Below are 19,923 nucleotides of genomic sequence, written 5' to 3' on the forward strand. Positions count from 1 at the left end.
GATAAGCTCACCCACGTGAACACACGTCAAGGCGCCCTGCTCGGGCCCGCGGAGATCCGCGAGCTGGCAGGGCGTCTTGGCGTTCGCCCGACCAAGACGCTCGGCCAGAACTTCGTGCACGACGGCGGGACGGTGCGCAAGATCGTCCGCGCGGCGGGCCTGCGCCCGGGGGAGCGGGTCGTGGAGATCGGGCCCGGTCTCGGGTCGCTGACCCTCGGCCTGCTGGACGCCGGCGCCTCGGTCGTGGCGGTCGAGATCGACCCGCCGCTCGCGACGCAGCTGCCGGTCACGGCCCGGGAGCATTTCCCCCGGGCCCACCTCGACGTCGTCAACGCCGACGCCATGGACGTCGCGGACCTGCCCGGCGAGCCGCCGACGTCGCTCGTCGCGAACCTGCCGTACAACGTGGCGGTCCCCATCCTGCTGAACTTCCTGGAGCGCTTCGACTCGCTGGAGCGCATCCTCGTCATGGTCCAGGCCGAGGTCGCCGACCGCATCGCCGCGGAGCCGGGCTCCAAGGTCTACGGTATCCCGTCGGTGAAGGCGGCCTGGTACGCGACCGCCCGCCGCTCGCTCGCGATCAGCCGCAACGTGTTCTGGCCGGTCCCCAACGTGGACTCGGCGCTCGTCGCGCTGGAACGCCGCGACCCGCCGCCCACCAGCGCGACCCGGCAGCAGGTCTTCCGGGTGGTCGACGCGGCCTTCGCGCAGCGCCGCAAGACCCTGCGCGCGGCTTTGAGCGGCCTGGCCGGGTCGGGCGCGGCCGCCGAGGAGGCGCTGCGCGCCGCCGGCATCGACCCGGGCGCGCGCGGCGAGACGCTCACGGTGGAGGAGTTCGCCCGCATCGCGGAGCACCTCGGTGGCGCCGCGCCCTCCCCGGAGCCTCCCGCATGACGGGCCACCTGTACGCGGCCCCGGAGCCGTCGGTCACGGTGCGCACGCCCGGGAAGATCAACCTGGTCCTGCGTTCCGGCCCCGTCCAGCCGGACGGCTACCACCTCCTGTCCACGATCTTCCAGGCGGTGTCCCTCTTCGAGGAGGTCACGGCGACGCGGGCCCAGCCCGGCGCCGGGATCACCCTGACCGTGAGCGGCCCGCAGGCCGGCCTCGTCCCCACCGACGAGACCAACCTCGCCTGGCGTGCGGCGCGCGCCGTCGCCGACCACACCGGCCTCGACGCCGACGTCGCGCTGCACGTCACCAAGGGCGTCCCGGTCGCGGGCGGGATGGCGGGCGGTTCCGCCGACGCCGCCGCGGCCCTCGTCGCGTGCGACATGCTGTGGGAGGCGGGCCTGTCCCGCCAGGAGCTCACGCAGCTCGCCGCCCGGCTCGGCGCGGACGTGCCGTTCTCCCTGCTCGGGCACACGGCGGTCGGCACGGGCCGCGGCGACGTGCTCACCCCGGTCCTGACGCGCGGCGAGTTCTACTGGGCGTTCGCGGTGCAGGCCGAGGGCCTGGCGACGCCGTCGGTCTTCGGCCGGTTCGACGAGCTGTCGGGGACGACGCCGCCGGGTGGCGGCACCGTCCCCGGCCCCGGGGACGACGCCGAGCTGATGGCCGCCCTGCGCGCCGGCAACCCGGTGGACCTGGGCGCTGCCCTGCACAACGACCTGCAGGCCGCCGCCCTGGACCTGCGCCCGGAGCTGGGCCGCGTCCTGGAGATCGCCCGCGACGCCGGAACCCTGGGCGCCCTGGTCTCGGGCTCGGGCCCGACGGTCGCCGCCCTGGCCCGCAGCCGCCGGCACGCCCTCGCGATCGCGGCGGCGTGGACGGCCGCCGGCGTCGTCGACTCGGTGTGGACGGCCACGGGCCCCGCGCCCGGGGCGCGCATCATCGCGCGCTAGCGCGGGCTCGCCAGGGGGCCGCCCGCTACGCCGCGGGCGTCACGGAGGCGAGCGCGCGGTCCAGGACCTCCAGGCCGCGGGTCAGCGTGGCGTCGTCGACCGTGAGGGCCGGGCGGAACCGGACCGAGCGGTCGCCGCAGCCCAGGAGGAGCACGCCGGCGTCGGACACCTGCGTGAGCACCGCGTCGCGCAGCTCGCGGGACGGGAGGCTGAGCGCGCACATCAGGCCGCGGCCCCGCACGTCGGAGACCAGGCCCGGGTGGCGGGCGCCGAGCTCGCGGAGGCGCAGGAGCAGGTCCTGCCCCACCTGCCCGGCCCGGTCGATCAGCTTGTCCCGCTCGATCACCTCGAGGATCCGCCGCGACCGGACCATGTCCGCCAGGTTGCCGCCCCACGTGGAATTGATCCTGCTGGAGACCGCGAACACGTGGTCGGGTACCTCGTCGAGCCGGCCGCCGGCCATGATCCCGCAGACCTGGGTCTTCTTGCCGAAGGCCACGATGTCCGGCTCGACGCCGAGCTGCTGGTAGGCCCACGCCGTGCCGGTCATGCCGGCGCCGGTCTGCACCTCGTCGAGGACGAACAGCGCGTCGAACTCCCGGCACAGCTCCTGCATGCCGCGCAGGAACGAGGGCCGGAAGTGGTGGTCGCCGCCCTCGCCCTGGATCGGCTCCATGACGAACGCCGCGATGTCGTGCCGGTTCACCGTGAACGCGGAACGCGCGGCCTCCAGCGCGACGGCCTCGGCGGCGTCCATGTCGCGGCCCTGGGCGATGTAGGGCGAGGGGATGCGCGGCCAGTGGAACTTCGGGAACCGGGCGACCTTGCCCGGCTCCGTGTTGGTCAGCGACATCGTGTACCCCGAGCGCCCGTGGAAGGCGTGCCGCAGGTGCATGACCTGCGTGCCGAGCTCGGGGGAGCGGCCGTGCGCCTCGTTGTGCCGGGACTTCCAGTCGAAGGCGGTCTTGAGCGCGTTCTCCACGGCGAGCGCGCCGCCGTCCACGAAGAACAGGTACGGCAGCCGCGGGTCGCCGAGCACCCGCGCGAACGTCTCCACGAACCGCGCCATCTCGATGCTGTACACGTCGGAGTTGGACGGCTTGTTGATCGCGGCGCGCGCCAGCTCGGCACGGAACTCCGGGTCCTCGGCCAGCGCGGGGTGGTTCATCCCCAGGGCCGACGACGCGAAGAACGTGAACAGGTCCGTCCACTCGCGGCCGTCACGCGCGTCGACGAGCGTGGAGCCGTGGGACTTGTCGAGGTCGAGGACAAGGTCGAACCCGTCGACCAGCAGGTGCTCGCGAAGGGTGGGGAGCACCTCGGAAGGAGAGAGGATCGTCTCGGTCATACTCGTCACGCTACGGGAGAATATTCCGCGCGTACAGGCTTCCACGGGAGAATTTTTGTCCTGGCGCAGGTTGCGCGACCGCGATCGCCCGGCGGGCCGGGCGTCGTCCGCCGGGGGACGTGCGGCCGCATAACCTTGGCGTCGTGGCTCATCTTCTCGGTGCCGACGGCATCTCCCTGCGGATCGCGACCCGCACCCTGCTCTCCGGCGTCTCCCTCGGGCTGGACGACGGCGACCGGGTGGGCGTCGTCGGGCCGAACGGCGCCGGGAAGTCGACGCTGCTGCGGATCCTCGCCGGGCGGTCCGAGGCCGACGCCGGGCGCGTCACCCGGGTGGGCGGCTCCACGCTCGGCATGCTCGACCAGCGCGACGAGGTGCCCGCGGACACGACGATCCTGGACCTGGTCCACGGGACCGCCGACACCCACGAGTGGGCGTCCGACGCCCGCATCCGGTCCGTCCACGAGGGGCTCCTGGCGGATCTCGACCTGAACACCCAGGTCAACACCCTGTCCGGCGGCCAGCGCCGCCGCGTCGCGCTCGCGGGCCTGCTCGCCGAGGACCCGGACATCCTCCTCCTCGACGAGCCCACCAACCACCTCGACGTCGAGGGCGTGGCCTGGCTCGCCGACCACCTCGCCGAGCGGTACGGCCGCGCCGGCGCGCGCGGCGCGCTCGTCGTCGTCACGCACGACAGGTGGTTCCTCGACGCGGTCTGCACGCGGATGTGGGAGGTGCGCGGCGACGGGACGGGCGAGGTCGACGGGTACGACGGCGGGTACGCCGCCTACATCCTGGCCCGCGCCGAACGCTCGCGCCTCGCCGCCGTGACCGCCGAGAAGCGCAACAACCTGCTGCGCAAGGAACTCGCCTGGCTGCACCGGGGCGCCAAGGCCCGCACGTCCAAGCCGAAGTTCCGCCTCGACGCCGCCGCCGCGCTGATCGACGACGAGCCGCCGCCCCGCGACACGCTCGAGCTCACGCAGATGGCCACGCGCCGCCTCGGCAAGGACGTCCTCGACCTGGAGGACGTGACGCTGTCGCTCGGCGGCAAGGTCCTGTTCGACGACGTCACCTGGCGCCTCGGCCCCGGTGACCGGTACGGGATCGTGGGCGTCAACGGCGCCGGCAAGACGACGCTGCTGGCCTTGCTGGCCGGCCGCCGCACCCCGGACTCCGGGCGGGTCAAGCGCGGCAAGACGATCGAGGTCGCCCAGCTCAGCCAGGAGGTCCGCGAGCTCGACGACCTGGGCCACCTCACCGCGGTCCAGGTGGTGGAGCGCGAGCGCGGCCGGATCGAGATCGACGGCAAGGAACTCACCGCCGCCCAGCTCACCGAGCGCCTGGGTTTCACGCGCGAGCGCGCGTACACGGTCGTCTCCAGCCTGTCGGGCGGTGAACGACGGCGCCTCCAGCTGCTGCGCCTGCTCGTCGCCGAACCGAACGTGCTGCTGCTCGACGAGCCGACCAACGACCTGGACACCGACACCCTGGCCGCCCTGGAGGACCTCCTGGACGGCTGGCCCGGCACGCTGATCGTCGTCTCGCACGACCGCTACCTGCTGGAACGCGTCGCGGACCGGCAGGTCGCGCTGCTCGGCGACGGCAGGATCCGCGACCTGCCCGGCGGCGTCGAGGAGTACCTCCGCCTGCGGCGCGCGGGGGCGGGTTCCGCGGGGGCGTCGTCGTCGGCCACGGCGTCGACGACGTCGTCGGGCACCGGCCCGACGGAAGGCGGCGAGCCGGTGACGACGGGAACCGAGCCCTCCCAGGCCGACATCCGCGCCGCGAAGAAGACGATTTCCCGGATCGAGCGTCGATTGGGGAGAATCGCCGAGGAGGAAGCGAAGCTCCACGACGAGATGGCGGCGCAGGCAACCGATTTCGGTGCCGTCGGCAGGCTGGACGAACGACTCAAGGAACTTGCCACCGAGAAGGAAGAGCTGGAGATGGCCTGGCTCGAGGCGGCGGAGGTAGCCGGATGACCCTGGACGACGACACCGATCGCACCATCGTGAGCGCGCTGCGCGCCGACGGGCGCACCACCCTCGCGGCGCTGTCCGAGCTGACCGGGCTGTCGCTCTCGGCGGTGCAGGTGCGGGTGCGCAAGCTGGAGTCACGCGGGGTGATCTCGGGGTACCGCGCCGTGGTGGACCCGGAGGCGGTGGGCCTTCCCCTGACCGCGTTCATCGAGATCAGGCCGCTGGACCAGGCCCAGGAGGACGACGCGCCCGAGCGGCTGCGCGGGCTCGCCGGGATCGAGGCGTGCTACTCGGTGGCCGGCAACTCCAACTACATGCTGCTGGTGCGCGTCGCGAGCCCGCGCGCGCTGGAGGACCTGCTGGGCCAGATCCGCCGCACGGCGAAGGTCTCGACCCGCAGCACGGTGGTGCTCCAGACCTACTTCGAGGGCCGCCCGGTGGAGTCCCCCTAATCTGACCTGAAGCAGCCGACCATGTCATCTCGGCCGATGGGAGCGCAGCCATCGGCCGAGATGACATGTTCAGCCGGCGCACCTGCCCGGCGGCAGGGTTTCGTCGGTGATTCGGTCCTGGGTAGGGTTGGCGCGATATAGCGGTATTCGTGCTAGGAATCGGACCAACCGTGGGCGCAGGGAAATGGTGAGCGCGAGGACCTGGCTGCAGGTCGGAGGGGGCGTCGTCGTGGCGGCGCTGATCACCGCGGCGTTCCTCCAGGGGCGCGTCGCGGAGGACGCGTGGACGGCGAACGACCCCGTGGGCGAGTGCGGCACCGGCACGCTCGGCGGCGACGTCGGGGCGACCGCCGGGGGCGGCGTGCTGGCGGTGCAGAACGTCCTGTCGGCCACCCACGCCCTCGAACCCGCCACCAGCACCTGGGACGCGAACACCGCCGACGCGGTGCGGGCCTTCCAGGCGTGGACCGGCCTGCCCGCGAACGGCTGCGTCAACACGAACACCTGGGTGACGATGCGCGCGCTCGTCGTGCCGGTCTGCGCCCCGGAGTACAACTGCCTGGGAGCGGACCAGCTGCTGCGCGGCGGGCCCGCGCGCGGGGGCCGGGACGCGTGGTTCCTCGACGCGGACTGCGACTGGGCGTCCTGGGTGCAGCCCGGGGTCGCCGCAAGCCCGGTCGGGTCGCAGACCGCCTACGAGTTCTCGGGGGGCGAGCTCGCCGAGCTCGGGTGCGAGGGATGACCCGGGTGCGGGGGCCGGCCCGGGTGCGAGGGGCTGGGCGAGCACGAGCGGCGTGGCCCGCATCGGGGGAGGTCGCGACGTGGCGGTGATCACCGACTACACGCGGGCCAACCGGCGCAACGAGTGGATCCTCGGCGGCGTGGTGGGCGTCGTCGTCGTGCTCGTCGTCGTGTTCGTGACGATCCTCGTCACGTCGGGCGGCGGCGAGGCGCCCGCCACCGAACCGGACGCCGACGCGCGGCGGCTGACCGCCGGCACGTGCGCCGCGAAGCTGCGGCAGCCCGCCTGGGTGCCGGAGACGGTGATGCGGGCCGACGTCGCCTGCCCCGAGCAGATCTCGCGCAAGCTCGGCGACAGCGCGTCGCCGGACCGGCTCGGCACGTGGGTCGTCTACGACCTGCACGGCCCCGCGAACGAGGAGTTGCTGCCCGGCGCGGCGCCGGGGTTGTGGCCCGACGCCGAGGTCGCGTCCGGCGCGATCCATCCGGCCACCACCATCACGTATGTCGCCTACCCCGGGTCGGACTCGCTGACCGAGGAACTGGGCGGCGATACGCTCCGCATCGAGTGGCAGGACTTCCCGCAGGGCGGTGGGGAGGCGCGCGTGACGCAGGTCGAGAACAACGGGTACGGGCCGCTGCGGGTGGAGTGGACCGACGAGCAGGGCTCGTACCTGCTGCTCACGGTGCGCGGGCGGACGCCGGACGGGCGGTCGGGCGCGTCGGCCGAGGAACTGCTGAGGATGGCGGGGAGCCTGGTGGGCCCGGGCTGAGCGATCTTGACCGCTGCGGTCCACCTTCCGGGCTGCCGGGGCTAAGCTCCCGCCGTAGCATCGCAGATCGACGCTTCCGCAGCGCAGCAGGAGGTAGCAGTGGCCCAGTTCGACATGCCGGTCACCGAGCTCGAGCAGTACACGCCCGAGATCGACGAGCCCGCCGACTTCGACGAGTTCTGGTCCGGGACGCTCGCGGAGGCGCGCGCGTTCGGGGGCGCACCCGAGCTGGAGCGAGCCGACATCGGCCTCACCCAGCTGACGGTCGACGACGTCACCTTCCCCGGCTTCGGCGGCCACCCCGTCAAGGCGTGGCTCACCCGCCCCGCGCACGCGGAGGGCCCGCTGCCCGCCGTCGTCCAGTTCCAGGGGTACAACGGCGGCCGCGGCCTGGCGCACGAGCATCTCGGCCTCGCCGCCGCCGGCTACGCCCACCTCATGATGGACACGCGCGGCCAGGGCGCGGGCTGGGGTGCGGGCGGTGCGACGCCGGACCCGGTCGGCTCCGGCCCGTCCAGCCCGGGCTACATGACCCGCGGCATCGAGGATCCGCGCGACCACTTCTACCGCCGCGTCTTCACCGACGGGGTGCGCGCGGTGGACGCCGTCCGCGCGATCGACGGCGTCGACCCGGATCGCGTCGCGGTCGCGGGCACGAGCCAGGGCGGCGGCATCACGATCGCCGTCGCGGGCCTGTCCGACGGCCTCCGCGCCGTCCTGCCGGACGTCCCCTTCCTCTGCCACTACCGGCGGGCCGTACGGATCACCGACGCGTTCCCGTACGGCGAGATCACGCAGTACCTGCACGTGCACCGCTCGGCCGAGGCCGAGGCGCGCACCTGGCGCACGCTCTCGTACCTCGACGGCGTGTCGTTCGCGCGCCGCGCGCAGGCGCCCGCGCTGTTCTCCACGGCCCTTATGGACACGGTCTGCCCGCCGTCCACCGTGTACGCGGCGCGGAACAACTGGGGCGGGGCGCTGCCGCAGATCGACGTCTACCCGTACAACGGTCACGAGGGCGGCGCCGAGTACCGCTTCGCCCGGCACCTGGAGTTCCTGGCCGAGCACCTGATGTAGGACGCGTGGTCGGAGGTGATTCCCTTCGTATGCAGGGCGTGGCAACACAAGGGCAGTACCCTGCCCAACGCACCACGACCCCAACGGAGGGATACCCCCGTGACCGAGTTCGACATTCCACCCGTCGCGCTCGCCCCGGCGGCGCCGCCGGCCACCGACGAGCCCGCGGGCTTCGACGAGTTCTGGTCCGGGCTCCTGGTGCGGAGCCGCACCAGGACGGCCACCCGGCTCGAACCCGTCCGGCTGGCGCCCCGCGGCCTGGCCGCCGACTCGGTGACGCTCCCGGGCCTCGGCGACCACGAGCTGGCGGGCTGGTTCGTCACGCCGGCCGACCCGCCGGGTGCGGTGCCGGGGCTGGTCCAGCTCGTCCCGCCCGGCGGCCGGGGCAAGCTGCGCGACCACACATGGCCCGCGGCGGGCGGCTGCGCCCACCTGGTCGTCGAGATGCGGCACGACGGCGACCCCGCCGACCCGTTCCAGCGCGAGGTGGCGGCCGACGCCGTCCGGGCGGTCTCCGAGATGCGCTCCCTGCCCGGCGTGGACCCGTCGCGCGTCGGGGTGCTGGGCCGCGCCGGGGCGGGACCGGCCGCGGTCGCCGCGGCCGGGCTGCTGCAGGACGTGGCCTGCGTGATCGCCGAGCCGCCGTTCGCCGGCTCCTGCGCCCCCGCCGTCCGGGCGTTCGCCCGCCGCGCGGCGTCGCCGCTGCTCCTGGTCCCGGGGCCGGGAGCCCAGGACGTCCTCGACGCCTGGGGCGCGCACTCCGCGCAGGTGGTCGCGGAACTGTCGGGCACGACGGCGCCGGACCCGGACGTCGTCGAACGCGCCGTCGACAGGTCCGGCCCGGCGGGCCGCCACGACGCGTACCTGCGCTGGCTGCGCGACCACACGGAGCTCGGCCCGGTCTTCGAGCCGCGGGCGGTGCCGTGACCCCCGCCGCCTGACGACGGCGCCGAGGCGCCGGGGTGCTGGGTGTGGACGGGTGAGGGGAGCCGGAGGCGGCGTCGGACAGAATGACGGGAGTGAGCACCACACGTACCACCACGACTCCCCCTCCAACCGCGCGTCGTGCGGTGAGCGCGGGTGTGCTTCTCGTCGCGATGATGGTCGTGGGGCTGAACTTCCGTTCGCCGATCACCGCGCTGCCGCCCGTGCTGCCCGACGTCGCCGACGGCCTCGGCCTGTCGCCCGCCGCCGCCGGCCTGCTGACCGGGATCCCGGTGCTCTGCTTCGCGCTGTTCGCGCCGGTCGCGTCGTGGATCATCGGGCGGGTCGGGCCGTACCGGGCCATGGGGTTCGCCGTGATCGGCGTGCTGGCCGGGACGCTGGTGCGGTCCGCCGCGGGCGGGGACGCGGGCGCGTGGATCGCCGTCGCCGGCACCGCGATCATCGGGTCCGCGATCACCATCGGCAACGTGACGGCCCCCTCGATCGTCGCGCACGACTTCCCGAGCCGTGCCGCCGTCGCCACCGGGATGTACACGGCGGCCATGAACCTCGGGTCGGTCTTCGCGACCACGCTGACCTTCCCGCTCTCGGCGTGGCTGGGCTGGCGGGCGGCGCTCGGCGCGTGGTCGGTGCTGGCGGTGGTGGCCCTGGCGTGGTGGGCGTGGATCATCCGGGGGATGTCCGACGACGACGGGCGGGGTGGCGGGCGCGGCGGGGATCGGGCCGGTGGCGGTGATCAGGCCGGCGGCGGCGGGCGGCGGGCCGGCTCGGCGTCGTCGGAAGGTGCGTCGTCGGACGTTGCGTTGTTGGACGTTGCGTCGTCGCGAGCGGCGTCGTCCGGTGAGGTGCCGGTGGCCGTCGCGCAGCTCGCCGGGCGGGCCGGGTCGGTGTTCCGGCGGCCGCTGACCTGGTTGCTCGCGGTGGCGTTCGCGGGGCAGTCGTTCTCCTACTTCGCGGTGACCGGCGTGCTGCCGGAGCTGCTGGGCGACGAGATCGGGTTCGCGCCCACCGAGGCGGGCCTCGCCGCATCGCTGTTCCAGGGGGTGGCGGTGCTGGGCTCGCTCGTGCTGCCGGTGTCGCGCGGGATGCGCGTGCCGCTCTGGGCGGCGTCGGCGCTGGTGTCGGCCTGCTGGCTCGCGCTCCCGGCGGGCCTGCTGATGGCGCCGGACTGGTGGGCGCTGTGGTGCTCGCTGGCGGGCTTCGCGCAGGGCGGCAACTTCGCGGTGATCTTCACGATCGTCGCGCAGCGCGCCGGCAGCCCGGTCGCGGTCCGCAAGATGGCGGCGACGGTGCAGTTCTGCGGTTACGTCCTCGCGTTCACGGGCCCGTCGGTCACGTTCGCGGTGCACGACGCCGCCGGCGGCTGGGACCTCCCGCTGCTGCTGGTGCTGGGCGTCCTGCTCGCGATGACGGCCGCGCTGGTCGTGGCGACCTGGCCGCCGCGGCGTGCCGCGGTGTGAGCCGAGTAGGTCCCGGGGGCCCTACTCCTCGAACTGGGTGGCGAGGGTGCGCAGGAGGGCGGCCAGATGGGGCCGGTCCTCCTTGGAGAGCGTGGTGAGGATGGCGGCCTCGACGGCGAGGAGGTCGGCCATGGCGGCGTCGACCCGCTTGAGGCCCTCCGGGGTGAGCTCGACCTGGACGCCGCGGCGGTCGTCGGGGGAGCGGTGGCGTTCCACGAAGCCGCGGTTGGCCAGGCGGTCGATGCGGTTGGTCATGGTGCCGCTGGTGACGAGGGTCTGCTGGACGAGCGCGCCCGGGGAGAGCTGGTATGGCTCGCCGGCGCGGCGCAGCGCGGAGAGCACGTCGAACTCCCAGGTCTCCAGCTCACGCCGGGCGAAGGCGCGGCGGCGGGCGAGGTCGAGGTGGCGGGCCAGGCGCGAGATCCGGCTGAAGACGGTCAGCGGTTCGAGGTCGAGGTCCGGGCGCTCCTGACGCCAGGCCGCGACGATGCGGTCCACCTCGTCGTGCGGGGCGGTCTCGGGCTGTCCGGGGACCTCACCGGTGGGCTCCTCCATGACGTGAGAATAGCCGAGTCTCTTGATGTCAAGAGTCTTGACCGGTCGGCGGGGTTTTCGGGGAGCTGGTGCCGGTGGGTTGTCTCGGTGTGCCTTGACCGGACGGAGTGCCACCGTGCACGACGGCGATGCCCTGCGTAACCCCCTGCAGGTGCCTTGACCAGCCCGATACGCTCGGGCCATGTCTGCATGGCACGAGGATCCTGTGGCAGCGGCGAGCAACCATCCCTACTTCGACCCGCCGACGGCCCGGTCCACCATCCGGGTGACCAACGTGTACGGCACGGAATGGCTGCCCGTCGAGGACCTGGACGGGATCGTGCCGGTCACCGGGCGCCTGAGGTTCGGCCGCCTCGCCGACGCGTACACGCGGGGTGCCGATCAGCTCCCCGCGGTGGTCGCGACCAGGGAGCTCGACGCGGCGGAGCTGGGCTTCCGGCGCTGGGCGGGGACCGCCGAGCGGGCAGGCGTCTGGCTCTTCGTGCTGCCGTCCGGACGCGCCGTCGTCGGCCTCACGATCGATTTCTCCGGGGCGCCGCTCGACGCCATCGACCTGCTGGAGGACTGCTACTACGGCGACGTGACCGCCGCCGGCACCGACGTCGCGGACCTCGCCGCGCGCCTGGCGCGCGAGAGCGGGATCCCCGCGGCCGAGGGGCTGGCCCCCGAGCGGCACCAGCTCGTCTTCCTCCCGGTGCTCGAGGAGAGGTACCGGCAGGGTCCGGAGCGCTTCGACCTCATGCAGCGCCTGGTCTACCGGGCCGACCTGCCGTCCAGCGAGGAGTCGTCGTCGATCGAGTTCCCCGGCGAGCTGAACCGGCACTCGTACGCGCCGGCCGCCGTCGGGCCGTACGTCTCCGTGCTCGCCGGGCAGCAGGACTACGTCGAGAACGCGGCGCTCGTGTCCGCGGTCCAGTGCGTCGGCGCCGAGGTGATGTCCCGCAAGATCTGGGAGGACGCGAACGAGGACTTCCGCAGGTTCCACGACGACGTCGCCACCGCGGGCTCCCGGCAGCAGCGGCTCGCCCTGGAGCCGATCGCCCGGAAGATCGCCCGCCGCAAGACCCAGCTGAGCCACGACGTGGAGTCCGTGCGGGAGCTGGACCTGGTGGTGCGGTCGCTCCGGGTGCTGTCCTTCCACAAGTCGCTGTTCGACGCGATGGGGCTGCGGGAGCGGTGCGAGGTGGTGGATCGGCTGCTTGCGCGGAACGAGCAGGCGATGAGTGCCGAGGCGACGGCCATCGCCTCGGCCGAACGCCGGGCCGACGACGTGCGGCGGTTCGGCTGGAGTCTTGCCGTGGTGTCGACGAGCACGTTCGCGATCCCGGTCACGGTGCTGCTGGCCTTCTTCGGGGTGAACGCCGCGGAGGTGGACGGGAGTGCCAGCATGTTCAGTGCGGCCTACCTGCCGGTCTATCTCGCGACCGTGGCGGTCTGCCTGATCGTCGGCGCCGGGCCGGCCGTCGCCTGGACCCTGGTGCAGCGCTCGCGGCTGCGCCAGGAGTCGGAGCGGTCGCAGGAGGCGGTGAACCTGGCGGGTTCGCAGGACCTGATCCGCCGGCGCCGGATCCCCATCCGCCGCTGAGGCGCCGTCAGAACGCGTTCCAGCGGGCGGCGTCGTGCCCCTTCCGGAGGCTGTCCCGGCGGAGGGCGTACTCGGCGGCCGCGGCGCGGTCGTGGCCGCGGTTCTGGGCGAGCCAGACCGTGACGTAGAGCTCGCGGATGGTGCGGAGCACGGTGAACCCTGACCAGGCGGTGATGTCGTAGCCGTACGCGTCGGTGAACGTCCTGTGGTCCTGCTCGCTGCGCGCGAACCGTTCCCGGGCGAGGGCGACCGGGACGAGGTCCCATTCGCGCGGGCCGACCGCGGCCATCTCGAGGTCGGCGAGCACTGCCGCGCCGGCGCCGCCCAGGAGGTTGCCCAGGTGGGCGTCGCCGTGGATGACGCCTTGCGGGAGGCGGTACTCCAGTTCCGCGTAGGCCGCGGTGAGATCCGCGACCAGGGCCCGGAAGAAGGTGCGGTCGGCCGGCGGGAGGTCGGTCGCGGCATCGAGCCGTTGCTCGGAGAGCGTCAGCGGCTTCGGCGCGCCGAGCAGGGCCGGGGGTGGGCCGGGCTGGTCGTGGAGGAGCCGCAGCAGGCGAGCGAGGTCGGCGACGCCGGGTGCGCGGTCTCCTGGTTCCACCCAGTGCCACAGGGTGACGGGATGCCCCTCGACCGACGTCGGCTCCGTCGCGTCGCCGAGCGGGCGCACCACCGGCACGTCGCCTTCTGCGAGCCGGCGCGCGACGGCCAGTTCGCGCGCGGCCACGGCGGTCTTGGCCGGAGACCGGCCGATGCGGACGACCACCGGTGAGGAACCCAGCCGGAAGCTCGCGTTCTCACTGAGACGCAGCAGGCGGGCGCCGGTGGCGGGAAGTTCGAGTGTCAGGCAGGCCTTTCGGAGCAGGGCGCAGGCGCGCTCCGGGGTGAAGGGGGTCATGCGTCGCGTCGGCCGCCGCGGTGTTCGGTCTCAGGTTCGCCGGGCCACGGGTCGACGATGTCGGCGAGCAGCTCGGCGAGCGTCACGCCGATCGCCGCCGCGATGTCCATGACGGTGGTCAGGCCGGGGTTCGACGGCGTGTTCTTCGCGCGGTCCGACAGCCCGCGCTCCAGCAGCTGGTAGTGGTTCCGGCTGATGCCCGCCTGCTGGGCGACCGCCTCCTGGGTGAGGCCCGCGTCCATGCGGAGCTTCTGCATCCGGTGGCCAAGCGCCTGCGCCTCGGATTCGGTGAGTGGGCGTGACTTGGACACTCCTCAACGTTCACTGATGATGGCGCTTGACGTCGGCCATGTGTGCATGGCCATTTGTCGGATGCTTGACGGAGGTTAGTTCGCTCTCTTGGTCGCAGATGTCTGTTGGGGGGATTTGTCGGGCGCGGAGTTTTCCACAGGGTGCCCGTGCGGGATCCGACCTGCGGGGATAGCGTCTGGGACGTTGCGGCGGTCCGGGAGGCCGCTGTCCGACGACGGCGACAGGGGGAGTCGTGCGCATTCGACACGCCATGGCGGGCGGTCTGGTCCTGCTGCTCGCGCTCGCCGGATGCACGGGGGAGCCGACGCCGTCGCCGGAGCCGACGGGTTCGGGGACGACGACGCCGGCGACGAGCACGCCGTCGGGTGACGCCTCGGCGACACCAGAGGTGCAGAAGCCGGACCGCCCCCAGGCGATGGAGCGCGACGACGCCCGGGGCGCTGCGGCGGCGGCCGAGTACTTCATCGAGCTGTACCCGTACGTGATGGCTACGGCCGACACAGCGGAGTTCGAGGCGATGTCACACGAGGCTTGCGGATTTTGCGATGGCGTTCTTAAGGACGCCCGTGCTATCAGCGCTGCAGGCAATCGCTTCGTCGGAGGCGACACTCAGGCGGAGATCAAACAGATTTACGACCCTGACGCTCCGACCAGCGCGTGGCCTCTTGACCTAACAGTCACCCAGTCTTCATCGAAAGTCGAAGACGAAACGGGTGCGGAAGTTTCCACAGCCGATGCCCGTGATGGTGATGTTCGAGTTGAGATCGGCCTACGCGACGGATCATGGGTAGTGCTGGGTATCACTGAGATCAGCGGGCAATAGCGATGACCCGATTCTTGGCGATCCAGGCAACTCTGCTGGTTCTGCTTGTGGCTGGCTCACCCGATTCCGGGCCAGCCCCAAGTTTCTTCGGCAACACCAATCGTGACTCGATCCAACTCACGGCTGAACGTGCGAGTGATGGGCAACATGTCACACCGGCGGGTGCGGATTCTCGGGGTGAGGTGACCACGTCAGTACTTTCATCCGTTCGCCGCTGGCGCGCTACGCCCGCGCTCTGTCGGCTCGGGGATCTCGATACCGCGGTTGCCCTGCGGGAGCGGTGTGAGGGCGATTCCCAGCGCGTGGGCTACACCGGGATCGAATGCCCGGAGGGCCAGGAATCCCGCGGCGCCCTGTTCGAGCAGCGGCGGACCTCCACCGGCTGGACGACCCCGGAGATGATCGCGGACGAGTCGTGCGTCGACCCACCCCAGGAGCGCGACCGCCGGCTCGACCTGGCTGCCGCGGCCGCCCGCGCCTTCCACGACATGAACATCCGCCCCAGCGCCGTCCGCCTCCAGCCGCCGGACGGCACCACCCTCGTCAACCTCGACACCATCGCCTTCACCGACGACACGCCGCGCGAGGCCGACGTCACCCTGTTCGGGGTCCCGGTCACCATCCGCGCGGTCCCGGACTCCTACACCTGGGACTGGGGCGACGGCGCCGACCCGACCACCACCACGGACCCAGGCGCCCCGTACCCGGACCACACCATCACCCACGCCTACACCACCCCGGGCAAGGCGACGATCAGGATCACCACCACCTGGCACGGTCAGTTCCGCCTCCCCGGCACCCCGACCTGGCAAGACGTCCCCGGCACCGCCACCACCGAGTCGACGTCGACTCCCATCACCATCCTGGAAGCCCACACCCGGCTCGTAGAAGAAATCACATCCTGAACGCGCTCGCCCGGCCATCCGACCGATCAGTACGTTCGACGCGCAGGTTGCGGCCTTGCGCCTGCAGCAAATCGGCGGCACCAGTGACCCTGCCTGGCGAAGTATGTCAAAGGATGTCAACGATTATCGCCTGCCCCAGGCGAATGCATCCCGAGCCGCGCGCTGGATTGGGCGACGACGACTCTCTGGCGGAGGAGATTGTCGGGACACTGTCCCGACAATCGAGTTCCGTGAACGCGCTCACCGGGCGATCCGGCAGATCAATTCGTTCGACGGTAGCGAGAGCCTTGACGGCCGGGGCCTTCAAGCTTCTCGACCAGCGCATCGTCCAGCATTCGGTTGATCGCGTACCGCACCTGCCTGTCCGATAGCTCGGTGGCCTTGACGATCGACTTGATATCGTGCGGCCCGCCGGTCAGGACGTTCAGGATGGTCTCCCCATGGGTGGGGAGCGCCGAATACGCTGGCGACACCGCGCCACCCGCAGATGGACCGAGCTTGTACACGCGGGCGCCGCCGTCGCCCAGCGCGACGGCCAGACCTCGTTCCGCCAGGTCTGTGAGGAGCGTTCTTGCCACGGTTGAGTCCATGGGGAACCTGTCACGCAGCGAACGATTGGTCCACGATTCTCCGTGACGCATCGCGGCAAGCGCGTGCCGTTGAGTATCGGACAGTCCATGTGCCCCGGGAAGCGCGGCGAGCCAGCGCAAGTCGTCCGGATCCAGGAGTGCGTGATCGGGCACGATGGCGACGAAGTGAATGCCCGCGTCGATGAAATGCGGCGGAGTCATCCCTGCACTGGCCAGTGACTCTCGTACGGTGATGATCCCTGAGCCGATTCCTTCGATCACGCGCCGCCCGAGTTCGCTCTGAACATCCTGAGAGATGTCGTACAGCCGCTGGTTGCGAGCGCTGCCCCCGGATCTCGCACCGAGCTGATCGACCGTGAGTCCCAGCAGACCGCCTGGGTTGGAGATGACGAGCCGGTCGTGCTTGAGCGTCATCGTCACGCGTTGATTCAGAGCATGCGGACCGAGGTCGCGGTGGACAAGTGCGTTCGCGACCAGTTCACGCACGGCATCGGTCGGATACGCGGGTTCATCCGATCCATGACCGTCCGCACCGAACCGGACCCGCGTCGCAGTGTTGCGCCGCACCCAGGCGACCGCCTGGTCAAGCTGTTCCGGCAGAGGTCCGTCGAAGCGGGCGATATCGGAGCTCCGGGTTCCCGGTGGGTCGCCTGGGAAAGGCGCGACGCTTGCCGTGATCGACAGCGTCGGCAGGAACGTCTGAGGGTACGCTCCGAGCGCGTAGAGACCGGCAACGGTCGGCGCGCCCTCGTGGTTCAGAACCCACGTGTGGCGCAGGATCTCTTCGTCGGTCATCGCCCCAAGACGTCGCGAACGGCCCCGGCAGTTCGCCAGGTAGATCCCCAGCAGCTTGTCGTCAAGGTCCTCACGCGAAGCGCCTTCCACCGGCGCTTGATCGTGGCGTGGCACACCGCGGTTCGCCACGAACCCCTGACGTTCGAACTCCGAGATCCTGTAGTCGCCGTCGTACGAGCGTAGATACGCATCTCCCGTCTCAACGACCTGACATGGCTTGTCAGTGGCCGGAAGATCACGCACACGGGCGAGTACGACGGAGTTCCCGTCAACCTCGCTCGTTTCGAACGACACCTGAAGTGGTGGAGTGACTGCATCTCGCGCCTGCGCCCCGAGTCGCATCTGCGCATTGGCCGCGTCGTAGACCCCGACGACATCGAAACCGGCGCGCTCGTCCAAGCCAAGCACGATCAGGCCGCCTCCGGGCATGTTGCCGAACGCCGACAGCGTCGGCGCCAGATCCCTGGGATACCCCTCGTGAGCGGCCTTGGCTTCGATGCCGCTGACATCGCTCCCCTCCGCGCGCAACAAATCGACGACATCGTTGACATCAAGACTGACATAGTTCACATACACAGGCTACGACCAGTGTCACTGATGCACCACTGGAAGCGATCTTCCAGGTCAGATGCCATGGGAGGGCTTGTCAACGATGTCACTGATCCGGCGCTCGTTGCGCTTCGACGGGTGCATCCAGGCGGATCGTGAACAGATCAACCTTCTTGGGATGCACAAGGACGGCATCGCCGTTGCCTACCACGCTGTCGATGCTGGACCTGTGGATCTGCTGGTGGCGGCGCCCCGGTGGTTCGTCGACGCCTACCTGGCCGCCGTCGGCCACGACCGGACGGTCAGAACCTCAGGGGCCGGAAGCCCTGATCCGTGGATGCAGAACTACGAACATCCTGCTGCAGAACTACGAGATTTGGCCAGCAGAACTGCGATCCTTGTTCCGCGGTGGCAGCCTCACAAGGGATGGCCGCCGCCCGGCGTCAGCCGGGCTATCCGATCGCACGACCCATGGCAATCCGATCGCCACGTGGCTGGCTATCCGATCGCTGGCGATGCGTTCATGGGCTGACGGCGATGACATCACCCCTGAGGGGCCAGACCGAGCTGAGCGTGCAGGCTGTTCTCGATCTCCTCCGTGCTGCGGTTCTCCTCGGTGGCAATCCGCTCCTGCTTTTCGGCCCGTTTCGCGTTGTCGGACTGCCGCCACTGGCGGACGTGCTCGACCGAGTCACCGTCATCGTTGCTGTGGTTATTGGCCCACACCGCGATCATGAGGGCGCTCGCGGTCACTGGCTTCGCATCGCAGTTCTGGTGGCTGACGTCAGGGCCAGCGGCGCTGTCACGCTTTGAAGGCACGGTGAATTATCGCTGACGGGCGGTTCGGGGTCAGGAAACGGCAGCGCCGGCGACCAACAAGACGACAACGAGGACCTCGACGCACACAGGGATCAGCGCCACCATGCTTGCGGATCGTCCCTGGCGGAGCCTGTCGCGGGCCCAGAAAGTGATTCCAGTGAGGCCGCCGATTGCCACGAGCCAACCCACGGCGAAGCTCGTCCAGGCGGTCCATTCCTCCGATGGATCCGGAGGAGGACCGAAGGCGTAGAGGTTCGCGCCGGTCGACCACCAGGAAACGAAGAAGTAGACCGCGGCGATGAGCCACCCGAGTGCCATGAGCAGCCAGGTCCCGAGCGGATCCGCGTCGTCCTCGGTAGATGTCAAGGCAGGCTTCTCGTTGATCACCGAGGGGCGCTGGGTACGGGGCCACCGATGGCGGAGGCGTGATGCTGTTGTTCGGCGGCCATTTCGAGGTCGCTGTCGGTGTAGGCCTTGACGGCTTGTTCAGTGCCGTCGACGACGGCGGTGATGCGGGTGTCAATCCATTGCAGCGGCTGGATGCGGCTGAGGAAGAAGGCTGCGATCGCGGGGGCGCCCGGGGTGGTGCTTGTGGCCTCGTGGTTCTGGACGTCGCGCAGGACGCCTCGCAGCGATTCCTGTTCGGCCTCGGTGCGGGACAGGATCTTGCGGACCTGGCCGGGCTGGATGTCCCAGGCGTCGTTCATGACGTGCTCCGGTGGAACGACTGCTCGACCAGGGAGATGCTCGAGGACGGGAGGCCGAGATCCTCGCGCGCGGCGCGGATGAACTCGCGGATCTCCGTGGCGGCGGTCTTCCAGCGGGTCATGGCGTCGAGGAACTCGGCCTTGCTGCCCTTGGAACCAAACATGAAGGAAAGGCGCTCGCCCTCCAGGGCTTGCTCGCCCGTGGCGAGCATCGTCTCCAGGCGCCATGCGACGTCGTCGAACTGACGGGCCGCGGCGCTCGTGCCATCGCTGGCGTCGGTGGAAGGGCTCACGATCTTGACGTGCAGTTGCTGTGACCGATGGCGAAAACTGAGCTGGACGTACCAGCCGTTGGAGTTGTCGGTGTCAGGTCGTCGGTATTCGTAGGTTCCGACCGTCTCACCTGGATCCTTCGTACCAGTCCATCCGTTCGAGTCCAGGGCCTCGGCCATGCGGTCCGCAGCATCCTTCGGGCTGGTCCCGCTGCCCTTGGCGAAGGTGATGGTGCTGTCCCACGTCCAGTACTTCCAGGCGTTCTCCCTCTGGAATCCACCTTCGGCGTCAACCAGGCCGACGCCGCTGGAGACGAGGTCGTTCGGACCATCTGGTCCGTTGGGGTCGCGGGGGGCATCCTCCACAGTCTCGGAGAGGGACGCGCCGAGTTCCTCGGCCTGGTCTCTGTACTCTTCGATGGTCACGCTGCTCCTCTGGGCGCAGGCGGTCGTCAGGGTGAGGACGACGGCGAGCAACGCCATCAGGCTTACCC

Annotated in this window: 22 protein-coding genes; 13 read left to right on the forward strand and 9 right to left on the reverse strand. The window is 71.1% G+C overall.

From position 1 onward, the window contains the following. Positions 1–15: 15 nt before the first annotated feature. Positions 16–894 carry a 16S rRNA (adenine(1518)-N(6)/adenine(1519)-N(6))-dimethyltransferase RsmA gene (gene rsmA, locus ABD208_RS09095; protein WP_344101772.1) on the forward strand — a complete coding sequence of 293 codons (879 nt, stop codon included), beginning with the start codon at positions 16–18 and terminating at the stop codon, positions 892–894. Further along, entirely contained in the window at positions 891–1,844 is a 954-nt protein-coding gene (locus tag ABD208_RS09100; protein WP_344101774.1) for a 4-(cytidine 5'-diphospho)-2-C-methyl-D-erythritol kinase, read from the forward strand. The genes rsmA and ABD208_RS09100 overlap by 4 nt, the downstream gene beginning before the upstream one ends. A gap of 25 nt (positions 1,845–1,869) precedes the next feature. Here ABD208_RS09100 and lat read toward each other — a convergent pair whose 3' ends face one another. Continuing rightward, positions 1,870–3,192 (reverse strand): L-lysine 6-transaminase, encoded by a 1,323-nt coding sequence (lat, locus tag ABD208_RS09105; RefSeq protein ID WP_344102279.1) that lies wholly within the window; start codon positions 3,190–3,192, stop codon positions 1,870–1,872. Between the two features lie 143 nt (positions 3,193–3,335). On the opposite strand from lat, the gene ABD208_RS09110 reads away from it, so the two are divergent. The 7 genes from ABD208_RS09110 (at position 3,336) to ABD208_RS09140 (ending at position 10,622) form a co-directional block, all read left to right on the forward strand. Next, the gene (locus ABD208_RS09110) at positions 3,336–5,177 is read left to right on the forward strand and encodes an ABC-F family ATP-binding cassette domain-containing protein (protein WP_344101776.1); all 1,842 of its coding nucleotides are present in this window, start codon (positions 3,336–3,338) and stop codon (positions 5,175–5,177) included. Further along, complete coding sequence (locus ABD208_RS09115; protein WP_344101778.1) at positions 5,174–5,626, forward strand: Lrp/AsnC family transcriptional regulator; 453 nt, start codon at positions 5,174–5,176, stop codon at positions 5,624–5,626. The genes ABD208_RS09110 and ABD208_RS09115 overlap by 4 nt, the downstream gene beginning before the upstream one ends. Before the next feature lie 187 nt (positions 5,627–5,813). Then, the gene (locus tag ABD208_RS09120; protein ID WP_344101781.1) at positions 5,814–6,368 is read left to right on the forward strand and encodes a peptidoglycan-binding domain-containing protein; all 555 of its coding nucleotides are present in this window, start codon (positions 5,814–5,816) and stop codon (positions 6,366–6,368) included. 79 nt (positions 6,369–6,447) lie between these two features. Further along, complete coding sequence (locus ABD208_RS09125; protein WP_344101783.1) at positions 6,448–7,140, forward strand: hypothetical protein; 693 nt, start codon at positions 6,448–6,450, stop codon at positions 7,138–7,140. Between the two features lie 99 nt (positions 7,141–7,239). Next, entirely contained in the window at positions 7,240–8,217 is a 978-nt protein-coding gene (locus ABD208_RS09130; protein ID WP_344101785.1) for an acetylxylan esterase, read from the forward strand. A 99-nt stretch (positions 8,218–8,316) separates the two neighbouring features. After that, a complete protein-coding gene (locus tag ABD208_RS09135; protein ID WP_344101787.1) occupies positions 8,317–9,144 on the forward strand; it encodes an acetylxylan esterase in 828 nt (275 codons plus the stop codon). A 92-nt stretch (positions 9,145–9,236) separates the two neighbouring features. Then, on the forward strand, positions 9,237–10,622 hold the full coding sequence (locus tag ABD208_RS09140) for an MFS transporter (RefSeq protein WP_344101789.1): 1,386 nt from the start codon (positions 9,237–9,239) through the stop codon (positions 10,620–10,622). 21 nt (positions 10,623–10,643) lie between these two features. Here ABD208_RS09140 and ABD208_RS09145 read toward each other — a convergent pair whose 3' ends face one another. After that, the gene (locus ABD208_RS09145; protein ID WP_344101791.1) at positions 10,644–11,177 is read right to left on the reverse strand and encodes a MarR family winged helix-turn-helix transcriptional regulator; all 534 of its coding nucleotides are present in this window, start codon (positions 11,175–11,177) and stop codon (positions 10,644–10,646) included. Positions 11,178–11,358: 181 nt separating this feature from the next. Between ABD208_RS09145 and ABD208_RS09150 the strand changes: the two genes are divergently transcribed. After that, positions 11,359–12,762, forward strand: coding sequence for a hypothetical protein (locus ABD208_RS09150; RefSeq protein ID WP_344101793.1), 1,404 nt, complete (start codon positions 11,359–11,361; stop codon positions 12,760–12,762). A gap of 7 nt (positions 12,763–12,769) precedes the next feature. Here the strand turns inward: ABD208_RS09150 and ABD208_RS09155 are convergent, their stop codons facing one another. Together ABD208_RS09155 and ABD208_RS09160 are read right to left on the reverse strand one after the other, a co-directional pair. Beyond that, on the reverse strand, positions 12,770–13,657 hold the full coding sequence (locus ABD208_RS09155; protein WP_344101796.1) for a phosphotransferase enzyme family protein: 888 nt from the start codon (positions 13,655–13,657) through the stop codon (positions 12,770–12,772). After that, a complete protein-coding gene (locus tag ABD208_RS09160) occupies positions 13,654–13,968 on the reverse strand; it encodes a helix-turn-helix domain-containing protein (protein ID WP_344101797.1) in 315 nt (104 codons plus the stop codon). Before ABD208_RS09160 ends, ABD208_RS09155 begins: the two co-directional genes overlap by 4 nt. A gap of 233 nt (positions 13,969–14,201) precedes the next feature. Between ABD208_RS09160 and ABD208_RS09165 the strand changes: the two genes are divergently transcribed. Both ABD208_RS09165 and ABD208_RS09170 read left to right on the forward strand, forming a co-directional pair. Then, the gene (locus ABD208_RS09165; RefSeq protein ID WP_344101798.1) at positions 14,202–14,792 is read left to right on the forward strand and encodes a DUF6318 family protein; all 591 of its coding nucleotides are present in this window, start codon (positions 14,202–14,204) and stop codon (positions 14,790–14,792) included. A 302-nt stretch (positions 14,793–15,094) separates the two neighbouring features. Further along, entirely contained in the window at positions 15,095–15,697 is a 603-nt protein-coding gene (locus ABD208_RS09170; RefSeq protein WP_344101801.1) for a hypothetical protein, read from the forward strand. Between the two features lie 260 nt (positions 15,698–15,957). On the opposite strand, the gene ABD208_RS09175 is transcribed toward ABD208_RS09170, so the two are convergent. Continuing rightward, positions 15,958–17,652: an ATP-binding protein gene (locus ABD208_RS09175; protein ID WP_344101803.1), complete on the reverse strand. Its 1,695-nt coding sequence runs from the start codon at positions 17,650–17,652 to the stop codon at positions 15,958–15,960. A gap of 82 nt (positions 17,653–17,734) precedes the next feature. On the opposite strand from ABD208_RS09175, the gene ABD208_RS09180 reads away from it, so the two are divergent. Beyond that, the gene (locus tag ABD208_RS09180) at positions 17,735–18,163 is read left to right on the forward strand and encodes a hypothetical protein (protein WP_344101805.1); all 429 of its coding nucleotides are present in this window, start codon (positions 17,735–17,737) and stop codon (positions 18,161–18,163) included. An 11-nt stretch (positions 18,164–18,174) separates the two neighbouring features. On the opposite strand, the gene ABD208_RS09185 is transcribed toward ABD208_RS09180, so the two are convergent. From ABD208_RS09185 to ABD208_RS09200, 4 genes are read right to left on the reverse strand one after another with little or no spacing between them, the layout of a single operon-like run. Continuing rightward, positions 18,175–18,450 (reverse strand): hypothetical protein, encoded by a 276-nt coding sequence (locus tag ABD208_RS09185; protein ID WP_344101807.1) that lies wholly within the window; start codon positions 18,448–18,450, stop codon positions 18,175–18,177. 30 nt (positions 18,451–18,480) lie between these two features. Next, complete coding sequence (locus tag ABD208_RS09190; RefSeq protein WP_344101809.1) at positions 18,481–18,837, reverse strand: hypothetical protein; 357 nt, start codon at positions 18,835–18,837, stop codon at positions 18,481–18,483. Then, positions 18,834–19,157: a DUF6507 family protein gene (locus tag ABD208_RS09195; RefSeq protein WP_344101811.1), complete on the reverse strand. Its 324-nt coding sequence runs from the start codon at positions 19,155–19,157 to the stop codon at positions 18,834–18,836. The genes ABD208_RS09190 and ABD208_RS09195 overlap by 4 nt, the downstream gene beginning before the upstream one ends. Beyond that, a complete protein-coding gene (locus ABD208_RS09200; protein WP_344101813.1) occupies positions 19,154–19,855 on the reverse strand; it encodes a hypothetical protein in 702 nt (233 codons plus the stop codon). The genes ABD208_RS09195 and ABD208_RS09200 overlap by 4 nt, the downstream gene beginning before the upstream one ends. Between the last annotated feature and the right edge of the window lie 68 nt (positions 19,856–19,923).

This window comes from Myceligenerans crystallogenes (genome assembly GCF_039529775.1).
Lineage (GTDB): Bacteria > Actinomycetota > Actinomycetes > Actinomycetales > Cellulomonadaceae > Myceligenerans > Myceligenerans crystallogenes.